Here is a 22,267-nt window from a genome sequence, read left to right on the forward strand (position 1 = left end):
TCATGCGATCCCTTCCCTCGCGGCATTGCCGGTTCAGGGCGAGTCCGGGGAAGAAATCCCGAGTTGCCCGTCGAGGATGTCGAACAACTCGGTGACGGAAGCCGCTGCCACCTCGCGTGCGTGATCACCGGAACCGGAATCGCCGGACGGAAGAAGTTTCAGCGTCATAGCCCGCAGCCGGGCGGTGATCCGTTCTCGGTCGCCCTCGCCGAAGGTGGCTGAGGCCAAGGTTGTCTCGAGCTTCCCGATTTCAGCGTCCACTGCGCTGGCCGCCGAGCCGCCGCCGAGTTCCGCGCGAAGGTGCTCGGCGACAGCGGCCGCGGTCGGATGATCGAAGACCAGAGTGGCCGAGAGCCGGACACCGGCGGCAGCCTCCAGCCGATTGCGGAGTTCGAGCGCGGCCAGCGAATCAACCCCCATGTCGAGCAAACCGCGCTCGGGCTCGACGTCTCGCGCGGTGTCGTGGCCGAGCACCGCGGCAACCTGAGTGCGCACAAGATCCAGCAACGCACGCCGGCGCTCGGCGTCGGACCTGCCCGCGAGGCGCGCGGACAAATCAGGATCGACGGGAACATTCCGTCGCGAGGGCGGACGCACCAACCCGCGCAGCACGGCCGGAACCGGCCCGCGGCGCAGAGCGGCGACGTCCAGCCGAATCGGCACCAGCACCGGATCGGCGACCGCCAAGGCCGCGTCGAACAAGGCGAGCCCGTCCGGAACAGCCAACGCGGGAAAGCCAGCGCGCGAGGCCTGGACCGGATCCAGCCGGGTCCCCATGCCTTCGGCCCACAGCCCCCAGGCCAGCGACGTCGCTGGAAGCCCGGAAGCCCGTCGATGCTCGGCCAGCGCGTCGAGGAAAGAGTTGGCAGCGGCGTAGTTTCCCTGCCCCGCGCCATCCACTGTGCCCGCCGCGGACGAGAAGAGCACAAACGCCGAAAGGTCCATGTTCTGGGTCAACTCGTGCAGGTGCCAAGCCCCGTCCGCCTTGGGGCGCAACACAGTGCCAAGCCGCTGCGGGGTCAACGCGGTCACGACGCCGTCGTCCAGAACACCGGCAGCATGCACTACCGCGCTCACCGGACGTTCGGCCAGCAAAGCGCGCACTGCCGCCCGATCTCCGACATCGCAAGCCACGACATGAACCTCGGCGCCCAACTCCGTCAATTCGGCGACCAGGGAGGACGCACCCGGCGCGTGAGCCCCGCGCCGGCTTGTCAGCACCAATTCCCGGACCCCGTGCCGGACCACCAGATGCCGGGCGACCGCCGCGCCCAAACCTCCGGTGCCGCCGGTGACCAACACCGGCGATGCCCACGAGAATTCCCGGTCGGAGGCGGCGACCTCGGCAAGCCGGGGCGCGAGGACCGCACCGCCGCGAACCGTGAGTTCAGGCTCGTCCGAAGCCAACGCCACGGCCAGCTCCGGTCCGATCTCGTCGACATCGACCAACGCCACGCGGCCGGGGTTCTCCGCGGCCGCGGCCCGCAGCAGCCCTCGTGCCGACGCGAGCACCGGATCACCCGCACCACGGGTCACCACAACCAGCCGCGACGACGCGAACCTCGACTCGCCGAGCCACTCTCGCACCAACCGCAGCGTTTCAGCGGTCACCGCGTGAACAGCGGCAGGAACGTCGCCGCCTCGATTAACGAGCGAGACCGCCACGGCATCCGGCGCACCCGGGATTTCACTGAGGCCGAAGTACGCCGGAACGGCCAGAGCCGTGCGCAGATCCAAATCGTCAGGCCCGGCGACAACAACATTCGCCGGGGAGGACGCCGACGAACTCAGCGGGACCTGATCCACCCGATACAGAGGTGCGGGCCGACGGCCGGTACCGAGCTGCTTGGCGGTGATCGGCCTGGAGACCATCGATCCGACTGTCGCGACCGGGGCGCCGGTCTGGTCGGCGAGCGCCAGCGAGATCTCGTCCCGTCCGGTTGACTGAATGCGTACCCGCAGCCTGGTCGCGGCCGTCGTGTGCACAACCACGTCTCGCCAAGCGAACGGGAGCCACGCCTGCCCGTCGTCGATCGGGTCGGAAGCGTGCAATGCCGCGTCCAGCAGAGCTGGATGCAAAGAGAACGCTCCCGGATCCGTATTCTCCGGCAGCGCGACGTCCGCGAAGATTTCGTCGCCGCGCCGCCAGACTGATCGAACGCCACGGAAAATCGGGCCGTATTCGTAGCCCTGCGCGGCTAAATCGTCGTACAACTCGCTGGTGTCGACCCGCACGGAATCCGGAGGCGGCCAGTCCTTCAGATCGACGGGCGCCGTGTCGACGGAAGCTTCAAGCACTCCGCTCGCATGACGCGTCCAACCCGATGTGCTGTCCGGCTGCGAATAGACGGCGAATTGCCGCGAACCGCCCTCCGCGGTGTCGACTACGGCTTGGAGCGCGACGCTGCCGTGTTCCGGCAGCGCCAATGGTGCTTCCAGCGTCAGTTCCTTGACGACGGGACAGCCGACCTCGTCGCCGGCGAGGATTGCCAATTCGACGAATGCGGTCCCCGGCACCAGCGTCGAATTCACTACCACGTGCTCGGAAAGCCAGGAGTGGAATTCCGCCGAAATCCGGCCGGTCAGGGTCACTCGCCCGGAGTCCGGCGATTCCACGACGGCGCCGATGAGCGGATGCTCGATCGTGCGCTGGCCGATCCCGTCGGCCTTCAGTGAAGGGGGCGCGGGCTCCGGCCAGTAGCGGCGTCGTTGGAAGGGGTAGGTGGGGAGTGGGGTGGTGTGGGTGTGGGTGAAGTAGGTGTTCCAGTTGATGGGGGTGCCTGTGGTGTGGAGGCGGGCGAGGGCGGTGGCGGTGGTGCGGGTTTCGGGGGTGTGGGGTCGGAGTGCGGGGATGAAGGCGTGGTTGCTGGTGTTGGTGGTGGGGAGGTTGTGGGGGGTGAGGGTGGTGAGGGTGGTGTCGGGTCCGATTTCGAGGTAGGTGGTGGCGCCGTGGGTGTGGAGGGTGCGGATGGCGTCGGTGTAGCGGACGGTGTGGCGGGTGTGGCGTGTCCAGTGTTCGGGGGTGCAGATGTCGTGGTCGGCGAGGGTGCCGGTGAGGGTGGAGACGACGGGGATGGTCGGTGGGTGGTAGGCGAGGGTTCTGGCGGTGCGGTGGAGGTCGGGGAGGAGGGGGTCCATGAGGGGGGAGTGGAAGGCGTGGGCGGTTTTGAGGAGGGTGCCGCCGTGTGCGGCGAGGATGCGGGTGATGGTGGGGCGGGGTCCGGAGACGACGAGGTTGTGGGGGGTGTTGTGGGCGGCGATGGCGGTGTGGTGGTCGAGGAGGGGTTGGATTTGGTGTTCGGTGGCGGGGATGGCGGCCATGGTTCCGTCGGGGGGGAGGTGGTGCATGAGTCGGGCGCGGGTGGCGACGAGGAGGACGGCGTCGTCCAATGACAGGATGCCGGCGGCGTGGGCGGCGGTGATTTCGCCGAGGGAGTGTCCGGTGAGGTAGTCGGGGCGCACGCCCCAGGACTCGAAGAGCCGGAAGAGGGCGGTTTCGAGGGTGAAGAGGGCGGCTTGCCCATAGGTGGTGTGGTCGAGGGCCGCGGGGTCGTGTCCCCAGACCGCGTCGAGCAAGGACAAGGACCGGTCGAGGTGGGGATCGAACAAGGCCGCCGTCTCGGAGAACGCGTCGGCGAACACCGGGAACCTTCCGGCCAGTTCCCGGCCCATCCCCACCCGCTGCGAACCCTGACCCGAAAACACAAAAACCAGGCCTCCGGGCAGAGCCGAACCGCGCACGAGGCCTGGCGCTGTCCGTCCGTCAGCGAGAGCATCCAAACCGTGGCGCAGATCCGTGCGGCCGGAAGCCAGCACGACTGCGCGATCGGTCAGCGCCGCCCGGCTGGTCGCTGTCGAGTAAGCCAGGTCCAGCACTTCGCTGTTCTCTGCGACGGACAGAAGGCGCTTCGCCTGCGCACGCAAAGCAGGTTCGCCTTGCGCCGACAGCAATACCGGCAGAAGCACTGCGGGCAGGTCGGGCCGCTCCGCCAGGGGACGAGCGGGCGGAGGTTCCTCGATGATCACGTGCGCGTTGGTGCCGCTGACGCCGAACGACGAGATACCCGCGCGTCGAGGGTGTCCGGTCTCCGGCCACGCCTGCTCCTCGGTCGCCAGCTTCACCGCGCCGGACGACCAATCCACCTTGGGCGTGGGTTCGTCGACGTGCAACGTCCTCGGCACGACGCCGTGCCGCATCGCCATGATCATCTTGATCACGCCGGCCGAGCCCGCGGCGGCCTGTGCGTGCCCGATGTTCGACTTCACCGAGCCCAGCCACAGCGGCTGGTCGCGATCCTGGCCGTACGCCGCCAGCAACGCCTGCGCCTCGATCGGATCGCCCAGCGCCGTACCGGTGCCGTGCGCTTCCACCACGTCGACGTCCCGCGCGGCGAGACCCGCGTCAGCCAGCGCTTGACGGATGACCCGCTGTTGAGACGGGCCGTTCGGCGCGGTCAGCCCGTTGGACGCGCCGTCCTGGTTGATCGCCGTACCTCGCACCAGCCCGAGAACCGGATGCTTGTCGCGGAGAGCGTCGGACAGACGCTCCAGCACGAAAACACCGGCTCCTTCGCCCCAACCGGTGCCGTCCGCCGCCGCGGCGAACGCCTTGACCCGTCCGTCCGGAGCCAGCCCGCGCTGCCGGCTGAAAGCGGTGAACGCACCCGGTGAAGCCATCACGGCGACCCCGCCGGCCAGCGCGAGCGAACACTCGCCCTGCCGCAGGGCGCGCACAGCCAGGTGCAGGGCTACCAGGGAGCCGGAGCACGCGGTGTCGACGGTGAGCGTGGGGCCTTCCAGACCCAGTACGTAAGCGACCCGGCCGGAAACCACGCTGTGCGCGACGCCGGTCAGCAGGTAGCCGTCCAGTCCCTCCGGAGCCTCGTGCAGGCGTGGTCCGTACTCCTGAGGCTCCGCGCCGATGAACACACCGGCTGGAGTGCCGCGCAAGGCGTCCGGAGCGATCCCCGCCCGCTCCAACGCCTCCCAGCACGCGGACAGCACAAGCCGCTGCTGCGGGTCCATCGCCAGCGCCTCACGCGGGCCGATTCCGAAGAACTCCGGGTCGAACTCCGCGGCGTCCGGCAGAAACCCGCCGGACCGCACATAACTGGTGCCCGGCTTGGCCGGATCCGGGTCGAACAGGCCGGCCAGGTCCCAGCCCCGGTCGGCGGGGAATCCGGACACCACGTCCCTGCCTTCGGCGACCAGCCTCCACAGGTCCTCCGGCGTCGTCGCACCGCCCGGGTACCGGCACCCGATCCCGGTGATGGCGATCGGCTCGTCCTGGGCGCTCGCGGTGACCGGCTCCGGTTCCTCCGCGGAATCGGCGGTCAGCCGGGACCGGATGAAATCCGCGAGTTCAGCCGGGTTCGGATAGTCGAACACCATCGTCACCGGCAACGCCGCGCCGGTCGCGGCTGCCAGCCTGGTGTGCAGCGCGACCGCGGCCAGCGAGTCGATTCCCAGCTCCCGGAACGGCCGCCGGTCGCCGATCGTCACCGGCGGCCCCTCCGGCGCCATCCGGCGCAGCACCTCCGCGGTCTCTGCCCGCACGAGATCGAGCAGCGCCCGTCCGCGCGTCGCCGCCGGCCTTTCCGTCGCGAAGTCTTCCCCGGTCACCCTCGTACCTTGGCCGAGGCTTCTTGGCGGCTGCTCGAACCGCGGTGGAGCACGGCCCACAAGGTGCGGATCGAGTCCGCGAGATCGTGCCTCGGCTGCCAGCCCAGCAGTTCGCGTGCCGCGGTGATGTCGGCTTCCTGCCAGGTTTCCCGCCGCGTCGCCGGCTGCCCGACGATCCGCGCCGGTGCCCCGCTGACAGCCACGAGGTGGGCGACCAGTTCACGGACGCGGACCGCCTGTCCGCGGCTGACGTTGATGATTCGCCCGCCTGCCGGCGCGGCGGCCGCGGCGAGCACCGCGCGGACGACGTCCCGGACGTCGACATAATCGCGCCAGACCGTGGGCGGCGGCAGTTCCAGTTCCGCGGGCGCGCCGCTCGCGGCGCTGGAGGCCAGGCTCGCCGCGACGTTGCCCAGCAGACTTCCTTCCGGCGTCCCCGGGCCCGCGACGTTTCCGACGCGCAGCACCACCGCGTCGAGGCTCGCGGACAAAACGATCTCCGTCGCGCGCGCCTTGGTACGGCCGTATTCGGTCACGGGCCTCGACGGCGACTTCTCGGTGAACTTGGTGCGCGCGGCCGCCAGCCCGTACTCGTGCACCGTTCCGAGCTGCAGCAATCGAGGCTTCCGGTCCGAGGCGGCGAGGGCGGCCGTCAATCGCTTCACCAGCACCACATTGGACAGCTCGAGGCGGCCGTCGTCCACCCGCCAGACCGCTCCGGCCGCGTTCACCACGACGTCCGGCTGTTCCCGCTCGAAGAAGCCGGCGAGCGCGTCCGCCCGGACCTCGGCCAGATCCATCGAGACGGTCCGGGCGCCCGCCACCGGATCGGGCCGACGGGACACGCAGACCGTGTTCCACCCGTCCGCGGCGAACGCCGTGCACAGGTGCCTGCCCAGGAATCCGCTGCCGCCGAGCACCATCGCGGTGGTCATACCGCCGTCCTTCGGATCTCGTCGACGAGATACGCCTGCCGCACCATGGCTTTGGTCGCCGCGGGCGTACCTCGACCGTTCCGGACAGCGGCGGCGAACATCCTGATCGTCTTTGCGCATTGGTCTTCGGCGGGCAGTTCGACTTGTTCGACACCGCTCCGGCGTTCCAGCACCACCTTCGGCGGGAAGCCGGCCGGTGGGGTGAAAGCCCGGTCCACGGTGATCCGTCCGGTACTGCCGAGCAATGCGTAGGCACACGTGTACCCGTGCGCGATGCCGAACGTGAGCTGTGCGGTGGCGCCGTTCCCGTGCCGCAGCAACGCGCTGCCGTCGAGATCCACGCCTGTCGGCCGGTCTTGGGCCAGGCTCGCGCCGAGCACCGCGAGATCCGCGCCGAGCAGCAGCTGGGCCGCGCGGATCGGGTAGCCGCCGGTGTCGAGCAGCGCGCCGCCGCCCAGTTCCGGCCGCCACCGGATGTCGCCGGGAGCGCGCGCCGGAATGGTGAACGAGGCGGACAAGGCGCGAACATCCCCGATCGCTCCGTCCGAGACCAGCTGTTTCACCCTGTCGTGCTGGCGATGCTGCGGGAACATGTAGTTCTCCAGCAGCGCCAGACCCGCCGAGTCCGCGAGCCTGGTCAGCCGCACGGTTTCCGCGTGGCTCGTGGTAAGCGGCTTCTCGGCGAGCACGTGTTTGCCCGCCAGCAAAGCCTTTTCGATCCATTCGGCGTGCAGGCCGGAGGGCAGCGGCAGATAGACCGCGTCCACATCGGACCGGTCGAGCAGCTCTTGGTAGCCGGTCACCGGCTCGCAGCCGAATTTCGCCGCGAACGCCTCGGCCTTGGCCGTCGTCCGGCTGGCCGTCGCCACCAGCCGCACTTCGCTGACCGAGGCCAGCGCGGGCAGTACTTTCCGGCCCGCGACGTCGGCGCAGCCGAGCACGCCGAGCCGGATCGCCGCGTCCATCCCGCTCACCACAGGGTGTGGAGGCAAGCCAGCAGGCTGCGGGCCTCGACGTTGAAGTGGCTGCCGTACTGGATCAGGTTGGTCACCTGGCGCGCTGTCATCCACACGAAGTCGTCCGGCGTCTCGATCGGGAAGCTGTCGTCCGCTTCGATCACCAGGTACCGGTTCTGCGCGTGATAGAAGCGGCCGCCTTCCTCGGAGTGCACGACATCGTGCCGGATCTGTGATCTCGGCGCGGATTCCACGTAATCGAGGAAGGCGGGCCGCGGGTCGTCTCGCGAACGGCTGAAGTTCTCCGGCGCGCAATGCACGGTCGGCGCCATCTCGACCACGTCCTGAGTGCCCGCCTCGGTACGGGCCTGGATCAGGATGTGCAGCACACCCTCGATCCGCTTGGTCACGAACGCGAGCAGGCCCATGCTGCGCGGCGCCAGCAGCGGCTGGCTCCACCGGGTGACCTCCCGGTTGCTCGCGTGCACGTCGACGCCGATCACGCTGAAGTACTTGTCCCGCTCGTGGAAAATCCGATCGGCGGTGCGGCGCCAGTCCTTCAGTCCGGCCAGCGGCACGATCCGCTGCCGCAGGCTGTGGCGGGACTTCAGTTCGGTAAACCAGCTGAGAAGGTTCACCGTGTCGTGCAGCGCGCCGTGTTCCTCGGCCAGCGACCGGGTCAGCGCTCCCCGGAACGAGTCCTCGCCGAGGACGGACGGGCGATCGACCGGCGCTGCGAACGGAAAGCCCGCCAGCACGGTGCGCGCGTCCATGTTCACCAGGTTGTCGAAGCGCAGCAGTTCATGCAGTTGCGCGACGGTCAGCCAGCAGAAGTCTTCGTGCGGCGGAATGTCCTCGGTCGTCTCGACGACCATGTTGCGGTTGCGTTTTCGCAGAAACCACGCGCCCTGTTCGGATTGCAGCGCGTCCGCGAGAACGCGCCCTCTGCGAGGCGCCACGAAGTGCTCGAGGTACGGGATCGCGTTTCCCTTGTGCACTCTCGTGTAATTGCTGTGGGTCGCTTGGATTGTCGGGGACAATTGCATCGTATTGACGTTGCCCGGCTCCATCTTGGCCTGCATCAGGCAGTGCAGCACGCCGTCGAACTGCTTGACCAGTATGCCGAGGATGCCGATCTCCGGTTGCACGATGATCGGCTGGCTCCACGCGGCCGCCTCGCGGTGGTCGGTGCGCACCTCCAGTCCCCGCACCGAGTAGAACCGGCCGCTTTCATGCACGAGATCGCGGGTGTCCGGCTCGAACCGCCAGCCTGCCATCCGGTCGAACGGCACGTGCTCGACCAGATAATCGTTGCTCAGCCTGCGTTCGGTGAACCACTCGTGGAACTGCGGCGTCGGCATCAACCGGTTGTCGCCGGTCGCGGCCGATTCGCTGAACCGGCGGGACACCTCGCTCGAGGCCGGCGTGAGTACGCTGTTGCGCGCAGTACCGACAATGGACACCGTCTACCCCCGCCCTGCCGCGAGAACGAATTCTCGAATGGAGGCCACCACGTAGTCGACCATCTCCGCGGTGATCTCCGGGTACACCCCGATCCAGAAGGTGTGCTCGGTGAGAATGTCTGAATTGGCCAGACTGCCGGAAACCCGGTATTCGACGTCCGCGTAGGCCGGGTGCCTGGTGAGATTGCCGCCGAAGAACCTGCGGGTGCCGATCTTTCGCGATTCGAGGAAATCGACGAGCGCGCGCATGGTGAACGGGGCGTCCGGCGTCACCGTGAGCACGAACCCGAACCAGCTCGGATCGGAGCCGGGCGTGGGGCTCGGCAGCAGCAGCCCCGGAACGCCGTCGAGGCCTTCCCGCAGCTGCCGCCAGTTGCGCCGTCGTGCCGACCCGAAATCGCCGACCCGGGCGAGCTGGCTCAGGCCGAGCGCCGCTTGCAGGTCGGTGGCTTTCAGGTTGTAGCCGACGTGCGAGAAAATGTATTTGTGGTCGTAACCGCGGGGCAGACTGCCCAGCTGATAGTCGAACCGCTTGAAACAGGTGTTGTCCTCGCCCGGCTCGCACCAGCAGTCCCTGCCCCAGTCCCGCAATTGCTCCACGATCCTGGCCAGCCCGAGGTCCGCGGTGAGAACGCAGCCGCCCTCGCCCATGGTGATGTGGTGCGCGGGGTAGAAACTGACCGTGGCCAGGTCGCCGAAGGTGCCGGTCAGTTTTCCTTGGTAGGTAGAGCCGACCGCGTCACAGTTGTCCTCGACGAGGAAGAGTTCGTGCTGAGCGGCGATTTCGGCGATTTCGGCGACCGCGTACGGGTTGCCCAGCGCGTGCGCGGCCATGATCGCCCGGGTGCGCGGGCCGATGGCCTCGGCGATCCGCTCCGGAGTGGTGTTGTAGGTGCCGAGTTCGACGTCCACGAACACCGGGACGAGCCGATTCTGGATGATCGGGTTCACCGTGGTCGGAAAGCCGGCCGCGACGGTGATCACCTCGTCGCCGGGGCGCAGGCGGGCATCCTCGAGCTCCGGCGAAGTCAGCGCGGACAACGCCAGCAGGTTCGCCGACGAGCCGGAGTTGACCAGATGGGCCTTGCGCAGCCCGAAATGCCTGGCGAACTCGCGCTCGAAGCGGCGCGCGCTGACCCCGGCCGCGATCCGCAGGTCCAGCGCGGCCTCGACCAGGGCGACCCGGTCCTCCTCGTTCAGCGAGGCGCCGGACGACAGCACGGGGGTGACCCCCGGGACGAACCCGTGCCTGACGGTTTCCTGGTGGTACTTGCGGACCCGCTCCAGGATCCGGGCCTTGTCGTCGGTCATGGGCGGTCACCTCCCTGCGCCGGATCCTGTCGGCAGCGGCTGGAAGTCTCCTCGAGCGCTGGTCGACAGCGCCGCGCCGGCGAGCTCGACCGGGCCTCTACCGGCCGGGATTACGGTGCCGCGCATGAGATTCCGCCCGCTCGCGGTTCCCGGCGCTTACTCGATCGAGCCGGACTCGCTCCGGGACGACCGAGGCCGCTTCTACGAGGCCTACCGCACCAGCGAGTTCGCCGAGGCGATCGGCCATTCGTTCCGCCCTGCCCAGATCAACTACTCGGTGTCTCGCCGGAACGTCCTGCGCGGCATCCACGGCACGCTTCTCCCGCCCGGCCAGGAGAAGGTGGTGACGTGCCATCGAGGAGCGCTGCTCGACGTCGTGGTCGACTTGCGTCTGGGCTCGCCCACCTTCGGCGTCTCCGATTCGACCGTGCTGGACGCGGAATCCGGCCGGTCGGTGTATCTCGCGGACGGCCTCGGCCACGCGTTCGTCGCACTCGCCGACGACACGTGCGTCGGATACCTGTGCTCGACCGAGTTCGTGCCGGGAACGCAGCTGGACGTCAACCCGTTCGATTCCGATCTCGCTCTGCCTTGGCGGCTGCCGGGCGGCGGACTTGTCGACAATCCCGTCGTGTCCGAAAAGGACGCCGGTTCGCCGAGCCTCAAAGAGGCGATCGACGCCGGATTGCTTCCCGCGTACGAGGATTGCGTCGCGTGGTCCGCACGGCTGCGAGCCGGCGTTCAAGCGAAGACGCGGGCGACGTCCATCACGTAGCGGCCGTATCCGGAGTTCGCCAGCTTCCGTCCGAGCCGATGGCACGCGTCCGCGTCGATGAATCCCATCCGCAGCGCGATCTCCTCCAGGCACGCGATCCGGATGCCCTGCCGGTGTTCGAGGATCCGTACGTACCGGCCTGCTTCCAGCAGCGAGTCCGGGGTGCCCGCGTCCAGCCAGGCGAATCCGCGGCCGAGGTCGACGAGGGCGGCTCGGCCGCGCGCCAGGTACGTCCGGTTGACCTCGGCGATCTCCAGTTCGCCGAACGGCGGCGGACGCAGGTTCTTGGCGATGTCGACCACGTCGTTGTCGTAGAGGTAAAGCCCGGTGACTGCCCGGCCGGACCGGGGCCCAGGCGGCTTCTCTTCGAGCGCGACCAGTTTCCCGGTGTCGTCGGCGTCGCCGGTTCCATGCCGTCGCGGATCGCCGGCCGGGTGCCGGAACAGCACGCATCCGTTCACGTCGGATGCCTGTGCGCGGAGCAACCCGCCCAGCCCGGGACCGTGGAAGATGTTGTCGCCCAGTATCAGCGCGACGGAATCTGATCCGATGTGGTCGGCCCCGAGAACGAACGCGGCGGCCGTGCCGCCCGGCTCCGGTTGCGCGGCATAGCCGATTTCGATGCCGAAGCGGCTGCCGTCGCCGAGCAGCGCACGGAATCGGGGGAGGTCCGCGGGTGTGCTGATCAGCAGGATCTCGTCGATTCCCGCCAGCATCAGAACGGAGAGCGGATAATAGATCAGCGGCTTGTCGTGCACCGGAAGCAGGTGCTTGGAAACGGCGAGGGTGATCGGGTGCAGGCGCGTTCCGCGCCCGGTCGCCAGCACGATTCCCTTCATTCGTGGCAGGCTGAGCGCCCAGCCTCGAGAACTGCTCGCGACGCGCTCGCCGAGGTATTCTTCCACCCCGGTTCCATCGAATGTCGAGTCCGGCGCACGACAGTAGGCCTCATGCGTGTGCTGTTCACGATGTTCCCGTGGGGATCGCATTACTTGCCGATCGTCCCGCTCGGCTGGGCGTTCGCATTGGCCGGTCACGAGGTGCGGATGGCGAGCATGCCCGCGCTCGTCGACACCGTCGTGGAGTCCGGCCTGCCGGCCGTCCCGATCGGCCCGGACGGCCAGGCGGCGGCGATCACCAAGGCCGCCGGAATGGCGCCGCCGCCGGGCAAAACACACGAGGACGAGATCGAGCGTGAGGTGTGGGCGCCGGACTGGCCGCGGTTCCCGGACCGGCTGAATGCCACGCAGCAAGGCTATTTCGCCAAAATGAGCGGACGGGCCGCCGCGATCAGCGACGCGATGCTCGGCGACCTGATCGAGTTCGGACGGAGCTGGCAGCCCGATCTGATCGTGTACGACAGCGACCAGTTCGCCGGAGCGGTCGCCGCGGCGGTGCTCAACGCGCCGAGCGCGCGCTATTTGCTCGGCATGCCCGGAATGATGCGGATCGAGAGCTGCTACGGCGTCGAAGCCGTTCCGCAGTACCTGGACCTGTTCCACAAGTACGGGGTCGAACCGCGCACCGAGCCGGACGCGTGGATCGACCCGTGCCCGCCGAGCGTGCAATACCCGTACCCGGCCGATTCCGTCGTGCTGCCCATGCGCAACATCCCGTACAACGGGCGCGGTGTCCTGCCGGAGTGGCTGCGCGAGCCGCCCGCGAAACCCCGGGTGTGCGCGACCTGGGGCGGCAGTTTCGAGAAGCAGGGCACGGCCCTGCTGGATCTGGTGCGGCGCACCGTCGACGCGCTCGCGGAGCTCGACGTCGAGGTGGTGGCCGCGGTCAGCCCGGCACTGCGGGACCGGCTCGACGACTTGCCGCCCAACGTCTTCCCGGCGGCATCCGTGCCGCTCGGCATGCTGATGCCGAGCTGTTCGGCAGTCATCCACCATGGTGGCGCCGGCACCGCGCTGACCGCGGCGGCGCACGGCGTCCCGCAGCTGATCATGTCCCGGCCGCCGCACTTCGCGTTGCTCGGCGACCGCGTGGCGGCCACCGGCGCCGGCCGGAATCTGCTGTTAAGCGACATACCGGAAGGAGCGGATGGTACTGTCACGATCCGGCAGGAAACGGCGCGGTTGCTGGAAGATCCGGCCCACCGGGAAGCCGCGGAGCGGCTGCGCAAAGAGATCGCGAACCAGCCGGCGCCCGCGGAAGTGGTCGCCAGTCTGGAAAAACTGGCGTAACTGTCGTGAACCGTGTCCTCCGCACGGCTGACGAGCACCAGTGCTCCCTGGGCCGAGCAGCTCGCCCGCAGGCACCAGCGAGTCATCAGCGCGCCCCGATCATGCCTCTAGCCCCACCGGCTTCGGTGGGCAGCACTGGAGGCAAGCCACACTGGGGAGGGCGCAATGGCCATGGAGATCAACGACGCCGACCTGCGGGTGACCGTGCTCGGCCCGTTGCACCTGCGGATCGGCGGGGTCGAGCACTCGCCTGGCGCGTTCAAGCCGAGACAGGTGCTGGCATTGTTGCTGTTGAACAGCAACCGGATGGTGCCGATCAGCGAGTTCATGCACGAGCTGTGGGACCAGGAGCCGCCCCGCAGCGCGCTGACCACTTTGCAGACCTACATCCTGCACCTGCGCAAGTTTCTCGCCGGCGCGCTCGGCATCCCGCAGAGCGTGGTCGGCCGTACTTTGCTTGTCACCATGCGCGGCGGCTACCTGTTCCGCCTGAAGCCGAGCCAACTGGACCTCGACGTGTTCACTCAGCTGACCGCGCGGGGACGGCAGGCGATGGCGGCGGGGGAGGCCGCGCTCGCCGCCAAGCTGTTCCGCGGCGCACTGGAGACCTGGCAGGGACACGCATTGGTGGACGTGCCCGCCGGACCGGTGATCGAGCCGAGAGTGCGCGGGCTCCAGGAGGCCAGGCTGGTCACCCACGAGCAGTGCATCGAGAGCGAACTGCTGGCCGGGCATCATCGTGAAGTGCTGAGCGAACTCGCGGCGCTCGTCGCCGAACACCGTTACAACGAGACGCTGCACGGGCATTTCATGCTCGCCTTGCACCGATCCGGCCGCCGGTCCGAGGCTCTCGGCGCGTACCAGCGGCTGCGCACCACACTGATCGACGAGGTCGGCCTCGAACCGTCGAGCGAATTGCGGAAACTGCACCAGGCGATGCTCAGCGATGTCGATTCCGCACCGGCCGGATTCGGCAAGCTGACCCTCGCCGGGTGATGATCCGGACCGCGCTACGCTGCGAACGGGCGGTTTCGGCCGCCATCGCGACCAGACGGCGGGAATGGCTGGGGGAATGATGGGCAAATACGTCAGCGGCCGGGTCGAATCGGTGGACCGGATCGCGCGGCGAATGCGCCGGATCCTGATCAGCGGGCCGGAACTTCGCGATGTGCCCTGGACGCCCGGGCAGCAGGTCGGCGTACGGGTCGGGGAGCCGGGCCGGGGGCCGGTCCGGACCTACTCGCTGTGGGATCGCCGGGACGACACGGTGGAACTGTGCGTGCTGGACCACAGCGGGAACGGACCGGGGGCACGCTGGTCCCGGTCCGCCCGGCCGGGTCAGGAAGTCGTGTTCAGCAAACCGGAAGGGAAGCTGGTCCCGCATTCCGCGCCGTACCACGTCTTTGTCGGCGAGGAGACCGCGATGGTCGCTTTCGGGCCGATGCTGCGCGCGCTGCCCGAAGGCTCCGGCGTATTCGGCGTGCTCGAAGTGGATCACCCGGACGATCGGCTCCCGTTGGGGGAGCGGATCACCTGGCGGTACCGCGACGGCGCGCCGGCGGCCGCGTCAGCCGCTCTCGTCGCCGCTGTCGGCGACCTCGATCTGCCCGCGGAGCCCGGAGTCGCTTATGTCGCGGGCGAGGTGCGGACTGTGCAAGCGGCGCGGAAGCATTTCGTGAAGGATCGCGGGTGGCCCCGCCGGTCGGTCGTGACGAAGCCGTTCTGGATGCCCGGCCGCGAGGGAATGGACTGAGCCGCTGCCGCGATTCGCGCTCGAATCGTTCTCTAGTCCTCCTGCCTAGCCTCGACCCCGAGTTCGGATGATGTGTTTCTGGACGGGGGTCCTTAATGAAGCGCGGTGCGCAAACCGCCGGAAGAGTCTCGGTCTGCCTGATCCAGCAGGGTGTCTGGGACATGCCGCTGGAATCCATGCCGCTTGCCTCCGGATACGTGAAGGCGACCGCGCTTGCGGACGACCGTATTCGTTCGCAGGCGGAGATAACCATTCACAACTTTCGCGGGCAGACCACGTTGCCCGCGATGGCCAACATGCTTTTCTCCGACACCGTCCCCGACGTGCTGGCCTTCTCGGTGCTCGGCTGGAACTACCGTTCGTTCGGCGCGCTGGCCGAGACGTTCAAACAGCTCAACCCGGACGGCTGGGTGATCTTCGGCGGTACCCACGTCGCCGAGCAGGCGCAGCGGGTGTTCCGGATGTTCCCCGAGGTCGACGTGGTGGTCAACGGGGAGGGCGAGTTCGTCTTCCGCGACCTGCTGACCGCGTACCTCGACGGGGTCGCTCCGGTCGCCCTCGGCGGCATCACCGGGATCTCCTTCCGGGACGCGGACGGCAGGCTCGTCACGACGGAGGGACGGGACCGGATCAGCGATCTCGACGAGATCCCGTCGCCGCATCTGACCGGCGCGATCGAGATGACCGACGACGAAGGCCGGTTCCGGTACGACGTCGCACTGATGGAAACCAACCGCGGCTGCCCGTACAAATGCGCGTTCTGCTATTGGGGAGGCGCGGTCGGGCAAAAGGTTCGCGCGTTCTCGCGGGAACGCCTGAAAGCCGAGCTGGAGCTTTTCGCCAAACTTCAGGTGCACACCATCGTGCTGTGCGACGCGAATTTCGGGTTGTTGCGGGCCGACGAGCAGTTCATCGACGATCTGATCGAAACCCGGGAGAAATACGGATTCCCCCGGGCGCTGGAGACATCGTGGGCGAAGAACAAGTCGAAGACGTTCTACTCGATCGTGCGGAAAATGAAGCAGGTCGGCATGCGAAGCTCGTTCACGCTCGCGTTGCAGACGCTGGACGAAGGCACGCTCGACCTGATGAACCGCAAGAACATGAAGGTCAACGACTGGGAAGATCTCGCCGAATGGCTGAGCAAAGAAGGCCTTGACTGCTACGCCGAGCTGATCTGGGGCGCGCCCGGCGAGACCATCGACTCCTTCATGAAGGGCTACGACAAGCTGGCCGAGCGGGTGTCGCGGATCGCCTGCTACCCGATGCTGATGCTGCCGAACACCGATTACAGCGAGAAAAAAGAGGTGTACGGGATCATCTCGGTCCGCGGCGACAACGACGACTTCGAGTACGTGCTCGCCAACCGGACGGTGACGTTCCAGCAGAACCAGCAGATGCAGCGATTCCTTTTCTGGGCACGGGTGATCGCGGAGATGGCGGTGTTCCGCTTCATCTGGATCGGCTTGCGCGAATTGGCCGGGATGTCCCAGTCCCAGGTGCTGCGCAGCCTCGGCGACTGGATCGAGCGGTCCGGCGACCCGGCCGCCGAACCGCTGCGCACGGCCATGGAGAGCGTGATCGGCGGCGCCGGCGATCTGGTGTCCGCGATCAGCTACCTGTACATCGATCCCGAGGCCAAGCGGATGCTGCGGCGCTGGTGGAGCGAGAGCGTGAGCCCAGGCCTGCCCGGCGAAGCCCGGCCGGTGCTCGACGACGTGTTCCGCTACGACCTGCTGACCCAGCCGATCTGCTTGAACCCCGGGGACGGCAAGCCGTTCGACGACCTGCCGGTCGTCGAGGTGCGCGGCGAGGAGTACTACCTGCGCGCGGGAGTCGAACTCGAGTACGACGTGCCGGCGATCATCGAAACCCTGCGCGTCGAGGGCGAGCCCGACCTTGCTCCGAAGCCGACTTCGCTCGATCTGTACTACCGCACCGGTTCGGAGAACGCGGTGCGCTCGACCAATCACGAGACCATCGTCCATTTCATGGGCATGACCACCGAAGTCGTGATGGCCAACGCGGCCGCGACCGATCGCGACATTACGGACAAGGCCAGCGCGTTCGTCGCCGATCAGCGCTGAGTTCCGGTACCAGAAAGGGATCAGGATGACCGATAGACGTTCCGCTGTGCCGCCAGAGGCGACACGACTGCGGGAGATCGCGCTCAGCGGCGGCCGGGCGGCCGCGGTGCGCGCCGCGGCCAAACTGGGCATCGCCGACGTGCTCGGCGACGAGCCGGCCACGCTGGCCGAACTCGCCTCGGCGACAGACACCGATCCCGTCGCGCTCGAGAGGCTGCTGCGTGCGCTGACGTGGCACGGTGTCTTCGCCGAGCACGAGGACGGCCGATTCGTCCACACCGCTTCGTCGCTCCTGCTCCGGGAAGCGGACCCGCACAGCGTGAAGTACATCGTGCTGTGGGGGACCGAGCCGTGGACGTGGGAGTTGTGGCCGCACCTGGAGGTGGCGGTGAGATCGGGCAAGAGCGTCTTCCCGGCCTTGCACGACAAGGGTTTCTTCGAGTACCTCGGAGCGGACGCGCCGGAGTCGGCCGAGATCATGGACCGGGCGATGATCCAGTCGAGCAACCTGTCGGTGCGGGCGATCGCCGACACCCTCGACCTGACGGAGACGGACAGCGTGGCCGACATCTGCGGCGGCCGCGGACAGGTGCTCGCCGCGCTGATGGAACGCAACCCCGGGGTGACCGGGACCTTGTTCGACCGGCAGGGCGCAGTGGACACCGCGGACCCGCGACTGCGCGCCGGCGGCGAGTTCGCCGACCGGGCCAGGCTGGTCGCCGGCGACTGCCGTGAAGCGGTGCCGATCGAGGCCGACGCGTACATCCTGAAAAGCATTTTGGACTGGGACGACGAGAGCACGATCAGCACGCTGGAGAACATCGCGGCGTCCGCGAAGCCGGGCGCGCGGGTCTTCGTGATCGAAAACCTTCTGGACGGGGAACACCGCGGGTTCAGCACCTCGATGGATCTGCTGCTGATGCTCAATGTCGGCGGTCGCAAGCGCACCACGGCCGCCTTCACGGCGCTGATCGAGAAGGCCGGACTGCACGTGCGCGACGTCCGTCCCATCGACACGTACTTGCACGTCATCGAGAGCACCGTCGGGGCATAGGGGGAGAGCATGACTCGGCAGATCGACCAGTCGGTCACCCTCGAACTGTCCCAGCTGCACACGAGCGCGTCCGATCCGTGGATGGACTCGATGCGCGTGCTGAGCGAGACCGGCTTCCGGTACCCGAAGGCTTTGTCGTTCGCCTCAGGCCGACCCTACGAGGGCTTCTTCGAGGTTGCCAAGCTGCACCGTTATCTGGACCGGCACGTCGCGGAAATGCGCGACAAGGGCGTGCCGGAGGACCGGATCACGAAGTCGATTTTCCAATACGGCCCGACCGGCGGCGTGATCAGGGACGCGGTGGCCCGCAACCTGGCGTTGGACGAGAACATCCACGTCAAACCCGAGGACATCCTGGTCACGCATGGCTGCCAGGAGGCGATGGCGGTCGCACTGCGCGGCCTGTTCGCCCGCGACGACGACGTCCTGCTCACGATTTCTCCGTGCTATATCGGGATCGCGGGCGCCGCGCGCACTCTCGGCATCGCGCTGGAACCGGTGCCGGAAGGCCCCGACGGCCTCGATCCGGAGGCGGTGGCGGAGGCGGCGCGGGCGGTGCGGGCCACCGGCCGCAGACCGGTCGCCTGCTACGTGACCGCGGACTTCTCCAACCCCTCCGGCTGCTCGATGCCGCTGGCCGCCCGCCGGCGTCTGCTCGAAGTGGCCGGCGAGGAGGACCTGCTCATCCTGGAGGACAACCCGTACGGGCTCTTCGGCCGCGCGGGCGAGGAAATCCCGACGTTGAAAGCGCTCGACAGCCAGTGCCGGGTGCTCTACCTCGGTTCGTTCGCCAAGACCGCGTTCCCCGGAGCGCGGGTCGGCTACCTGGTGGCCGACCAGCCGGTGACCGACGCCCACGGCGCCAGCCGCCCGCTGGCCGAACGGCTGAGCACGATCAAGAGCATGTTCTCGGTGAACACGTCCGGGGTGGCACAGGCGATCGTCGGAGGCCTGCTCGCGGAGGCCGGATACAGCCTGCGCGAGGCCAACCGGGAGCTGTCGGATCTGTACGTCCGCCACCTGGACGTCACCTTGGAATGCCTGGCGGAGCATTTCCCGCCGGACCGCGCGGACGAGCACCAGGTGCGCTGGAACGTTCCCGGCGGCGGCTTCTTCCTGCTGGTCCACGTCCCGTTTCGAGCGGACCTGGCGGCGCTGGAACGGTCTGCCCGGGACTACGGCGTCGGCTGGGCTCCGATGAGCATGTTCTATCTCGGCGAGGGCGGCACGAACACCATCCGGCTCGGCTTCAGCTCGCTCGCCGAGGACGAGATCCGGGAAGGCGTGCGCAGGCTGGCGCGGTTCATCCGCGAGACGCGGGACTGACGCCGGCGGCTGTTGTTCAGGTTCCCGGTGGCTTTCCCGTGCGGGCGGCCACCGGGAACCTGACGCTCATCCGGAAAGCTTTCCGAAGCTGGATTCGAGGCGGGCCAGGATTCTGGCGATGTGCGGCAGCCGGAGCGGATCCGCGGAGTCCAGCGCGGCCCGCTGCTCTTCGACGGTGTCGCCGTAAAGCATGCTCGTGGCGGCCTTGAACCGCAATGCGCCCGGATCGTCGCCGAGATGGTGCCCGGCGAGCACCGCGATGCCGAATTCGTCGAGCAGGTAGGCGAAGAGCGATGCCGAGTCGGTGACTTCGTGCTGTGCCAGGCGCATCCGGAGCGGCTCGAAGTCCGGGTAGACATAGAAACCCCCGGTCGGCGGACGGCACGTGGCGCCCGCTCCGACCATGATCCGGTGTACGGCGCGTGCCACGCTCCCGTGCAGCCGATTGCTGGCCGCGAGCCACTCCCGCAGCTCGGGCGGTTCAGCGAACGCGTAGGCGAGGACGCTTTGCATCGGGCCGGCCAGAGTGGACCATACTTCGCTGGCGACGGACACCACCCGGTCCCGGATCTCGTTTCCCCAGCGGCAATCCGGAAACCTGGCCGCACCGATCCGCCAGCCGCCGAGAGCGAGGCTCTTGCTCAGCCCGGTGGTCACCACGGTCCGGTGCGGTGCGACCTCGGCCGGGCTGAGGAAGGGCAGCGCCGGATCGTGCACCAGGTCCCGGTAGATCTCGTCCGAAACGATGAAGAGATCCTCTTCCTCCGCGATCGAGCAGATGTTCCGTACCGTCTCGGGCGCGGCCAGTGTGCCGGTCGGGTTGTCCGGCAAGGTGAGCACGAGGACGCGCGGGTCTCTGCCCTTCGCTCGCAGCGAGCGAAGGGCGGTGCGCAACGCGTCCGGGTCGGGCACACCGCCGCACTGCTCGGGAATCGCGACAGCGTGCGCCTGTTTTCCCGCCAGTTCCGCTTGGGGCGCGTAGGTGTTCCACGCGGGCCGCGGCAGCAGCACGTCGCCCGGGATTGCCAGGTTCAGTGCCATCAGCAACGGTTTGCTGCCCGGCGCCGCGACCACCTGATCCGGTTCGGTCGGCAGCGCGCGGCGCCCGAAGTAGCTCGCGACGGCGGCGCGGGCCTCGTGACTGCCGGCGACCGGGCCGTACGCGTTGTGCCGCGCACCCGCCGCGAGCTGGTCGGCCAGCGGGCCGAACGGGGGAAGCCGCGCCTCGCCGAAACCGAGATGGACGACCGGATCCCCGGCGGACCGGCGGCGCGCGACGATCTGGTTCAGCTCGAGGTTGGGGGACATTCTCCAGGTGGGCATGGGCGACTTCCTTTCACTGGCCGCCTATCGCCGCGGCCAGGTCCGCCGGCACGGTATCGGCGAGGGCGAGTTCGTCGAGCCAGGCGGCGGTCGCGGAATAGCCGGCGTGGAACGGCCTGCCGACCAGCGCGGGATTCCGTGCCTGGAGCATCCGCAACTGGAACATCTTTCCGGCGGGCGTATCGACGATTCCGTCCACGAGCACCTTGCCGGGGGTGGCGGACATGACCGGGCCGCGCACGGTGCGGGCAAGCCCGGGCAACGTTCGATAGGCCGCCTGGAATGTCTCTGCCGCGACCGCGAGCGGGACCTTGAAATAGTCGTGCGGGCCGGTATCCCGTTCTACGAAGAGATAATAGGGCACCGCGCCCGCGGCGAGCTCGGCTCGCCAGAGCCGGCTCCACACGTCGGCGTCGTCGTTGACGTGCGCGATCATCGGAGCCTGGCAGTACACGACAGCGCCCGTGCCGCGGATCCGGCTCAGCGCGTGCCGTGCGGCATCGGTCTCGATTTCCCTCGGATGACTGAAATGCGCCATCACGGCGAGCGTGCGGCCGGTCGCGACCACGTCCTCGAACAACCGCATCAGCTCGTCGGCGTCCTTGTCGGACGTGAACCGGAACGGCCAGTAGGCCAGGGACTTCGTGCCGATCCGGATGGTCCGGACGGTCTCGATGTCCAGCAGCGGGGCGAGATGGGCGCGCAGCCGCTCGGTGGACATCACCATCGGGTCGCCGCCGGTGACCAGCACGTCGCTGACGTCCGGATGGCATTCGAGATATTTGACCAGCTGGTCCGGCGAAGGTGCGGCGAATCGGAGATCGGCGTCCCCGACGAACTGCGCCCAGCGAAAGCAATAGGTGCAGTACGCGTGGCAAGTCTGTCCCTGACTGGGGAAATAGAGCACCGTTTCCCGGTATTTGTGCTGCATGCCCTGCACTTTTACGCCGTCGAGGCTCGGCACGTTGTACTCTTGCTGACCGGACGGATGCGGGTTGAGTTCGCGGCGGATCCGCCCGACCTCGGTCTTCAGCCGGACTGCCTGTCCCGGGCTTTCCGTCAGCCGCGCGAGCAGTCGCTCGTCGTCCGAGGGGAGCATGCCCGGCTGTGGGAAGACAAGCTGGAAGATCGGGTCGGCCGGAATCCGCCGCCAGTCGACGAGGTGGTCCAGCACATAGTCGTTGACCCGGAACGGCAGCACCGTCGACACCGCCCGGATGGTGCCGGCGAGTTCCGCCGGCAGGGGGTACCTCCGGCTGATCTCGTCGAGATGCTGCCGCCCGAGAGCGCGGAATCGCGACGACGGCGCGACGATCGGAGAGAATTGAGACACCAGAGACACGCGCGCGTTCCTTCGATTTCGTTGGAGTGAGCGTGAATGCGCTCAGAGCGGTCCGGTCGGCTGGATCAGGCGTCGCCTCTGCGCTGCTGACAGCAAACCACGAAATGATGCTTCTCGGTCCCCCTAGAGTC

The 22,267-nt window shown here is 68.2% G+C and carries 15 protein-coding genes; 7 read left to right on the top strand and 8 right to left on the bottom strand.

The features are described 5' to 3' along the window. Positions 1–33 precede the first annotated feature (33 nt). From ACFXI3_RS04500 to rfbH, 5 genes are read right to left on the bottom strand one after another with little or no spacing between them, the layout of a single operon-like run. The gene (locus tag ACFXI3_RS04500; protein ID WP_378398027.1) at positions 34–5,622 is read right to left on the bottom strand and encodes an SDR family NAD(P)-dependent oxidoreductase; all 5,589 of its coding nucleotides are present in this window, start codon (positions 5,620–5,622) and stop codon (positions 34–36) included. Next, entirely contained in the window at positions 5,619–6,557 is a 939-nt protein-coding gene (locus tag ACFXI3_RS04505) for an NAD-dependent epimerase/dehydratase family protein (protein WP_378398028.1), read from the bottom strand. Before ACFXI3_RS04505 ends, ACFXI3_RS04500 begins: the two co-directional genes overlap by 4 nt. Then, positions 6,554–7,522, bottom strand: coding sequence for a Gfo/Idh/MocA family protein (locus ACFXI3_RS04510; RefSeq protein ID WP_378398029.1), 969 nt, complete (start codon positions 7,520–7,522; stop codon positions 6,554–6,556). The genes ACFXI3_RS04505 and ACFXI3_RS04510 overlap by 4 nt, the downstream gene beginning before the upstream one ends. A gap of 5 nt (positions 7,523–7,527) precedes the next feature. Continuing rightward, positions 7,528–8,976, bottom strand: a complete 1,449-nt coding sequence (locus ACFXI3_RS04515; RefSeq protein WP_378398030.1) for an NDP-hexose 2,3-dehydratase family protein — start codon at positions 8,974–8,976, stop codon at positions 7,528–7,530. A gap of 3 nt (positions 8,977–8,979) precedes the next feature. Continuing rightward, positions 8,980–10,287, bottom strand: coding sequence for a lipopolysaccharide biosynthesis protein RfbH (gene rfbH, locus ACFXI3_RS04520; protein WP_378398031.1), 1,308 nt, complete (start codon positions 10,285–10,287; stop codon positions 8,980–8,982). A gap of 124 nt (positions 10,288–10,411) precedes the next feature. On the opposite strand from rfbH, the gene ACFXI3_RS04525 reads away from it, so the two are divergent. Continuing rightward, positions 10,412–11,062 carry a dTDP-4-dehydrorhamnose 3,5-epimerase family protein gene (locus tag ACFXI3_RS04525; RefSeq protein WP_378398032.1) on the top strand — a complete coding sequence of 217 codons (651 nt, stop codon included), beginning with the start codon at positions 10,412–10,414 and terminating at the stop codon, positions 11,060–11,062. Here ACFXI3_RS04525 and rfbA read toward each other — a convergent pair. Then, on the bottom strand, positions 11,029–11,901 hold the full coding sequence (gene rfbA, locus ACFXI3_RS04530; protein ID WP_378398033.1) for a glucose-1-phosphate thymidylyltransferase RfbA: 873 nt from the start codon (positions 11,899–11,901) through the stop codon (positions 11,029–11,031). The genes ACFXI3_RS04525 and rfbA overlap by 34 nt on opposite strands. 111 nt (positions 11,902–12,012) lie before the next feature. On the opposite strand from rfbA, the gene ACFXI3_RS04535 reads away from it, so the two are divergent. The 6 genes from ACFXI3_RS04535 to ACFXI3_RS04560 all read left to right on the top strand — a co-directional run bounded on the left by ACFXI3_RS04535 (position 12,013) and on the right by ACFXI3_RS04560 (position 19,471). Further along, complete coding sequence (locus ACFXI3_RS04535; protein ID WP_378398034.1) at positions 12,013–13,251, top strand: nucleotide disphospho-sugar-binding domain-containing protein; 1,239 nt, start codon at positions 12,013–12,015, stop codon at positions 13,249–13,251. 165 nt (positions 13,252–13,416) lie between these two features. Further along, complete coding sequence (locus ACFXI3_RS04540; RefSeq protein WP_378398035.1) at positions 13,417–14,247, top strand: BTAD domain-containing putative transcriptional regulator; 831 nt, start codon at positions 13,417–13,419, stop codon at positions 14,245–14,247. Between the two features lie 64 nt (positions 14,248–14,311). Further along, a complete protein-coding gene (locus ACFXI3_RS04545) occupies positions 14,312–15,004 on the top strand; it encodes a siderophore-interacting protein (RefSeq protein ID WP_378398036.1) in 693 nt (230 codons plus the stop codon). A gap of 95 nt (positions 15,005–15,099) precedes the next feature. Further along, entirely contained in the window at positions 15,100–17,091 is a 1,992-nt protein-coding gene (locus tag ACFXI3_RS04550) for a KedN5 family methylcobalamin-dependent radical SAM C-methyltransferase (protein ID WP_378398038.1), read from the top strand. 25 nt (positions 17,092–17,116) lie between these two features. After that, entirely contained in the window at positions 17,117–18,145 is a 1,029-nt protein-coding gene (locus ACFXI3_RS04555; protein ID WP_378398039.1) for a methyltransferase, read from the top strand. A 9-nt stretch (positions 18,146–18,154) separates the two neighbouring features. Next, positions 18,155–19,471 carry a PLP-dependent aminotransferase family protein gene (locus ACFXI3_RS04560; RefSeq protein WP_378398040.1) on the top strand — a complete coding sequence of 439 codons (1,317 nt, stop codon included), beginning with the start codon at positions 18,155–18,157 and terminating at the stop codon, positions 19,469–19,471. Between the two features lie 66 nt (positions 19,472–19,537). Here the strand turns inward: ACFXI3_RS04560 and ACFXI3_RS04565 are convergent, their stop codons facing one another. Both ACFXI3_RS04565 and ACFXI3_RS04570 read right to left on the bottom strand, forming a co-directional pair. Then, a complete protein-coding gene (locus ACFXI3_RS04565; protein WP_378398042.1) occupies positions 19,538–20,794 on the bottom strand; it encodes a pyridoxal phosphate-dependent aminotransferase in 1,257 nt (418 codons plus the stop codon). A 13-nt stretch (positions 20,795–20,807) separates the two neighbouring features. Further along, positions 20,808–22,136 carry a KamA family radical SAM protein gene (locus tag ACFXI3_RS04570; protein ID WP_378398043.1) on the bottom strand — a complete coding sequence of 443 codons (1,329 nt, stop codon included), beginning with the start codon at positions 22,134–22,136 and terminating at the stop codon, positions 20,808–20,810. Positions 22,137–22,267: the final 131 nt, after the last annotated feature.

It is taken from the genome of Amycolatopsis sp. NPDC059235 (assembly GCF_042754125.1).
GTDB classification, from domain to species: Bacteria; Actinomycetota; Actinomycetes; order Mycobacteriales; family Pseudonocardiaceae; genus Amycolatopsis; species Amycolatopsis albidoflava.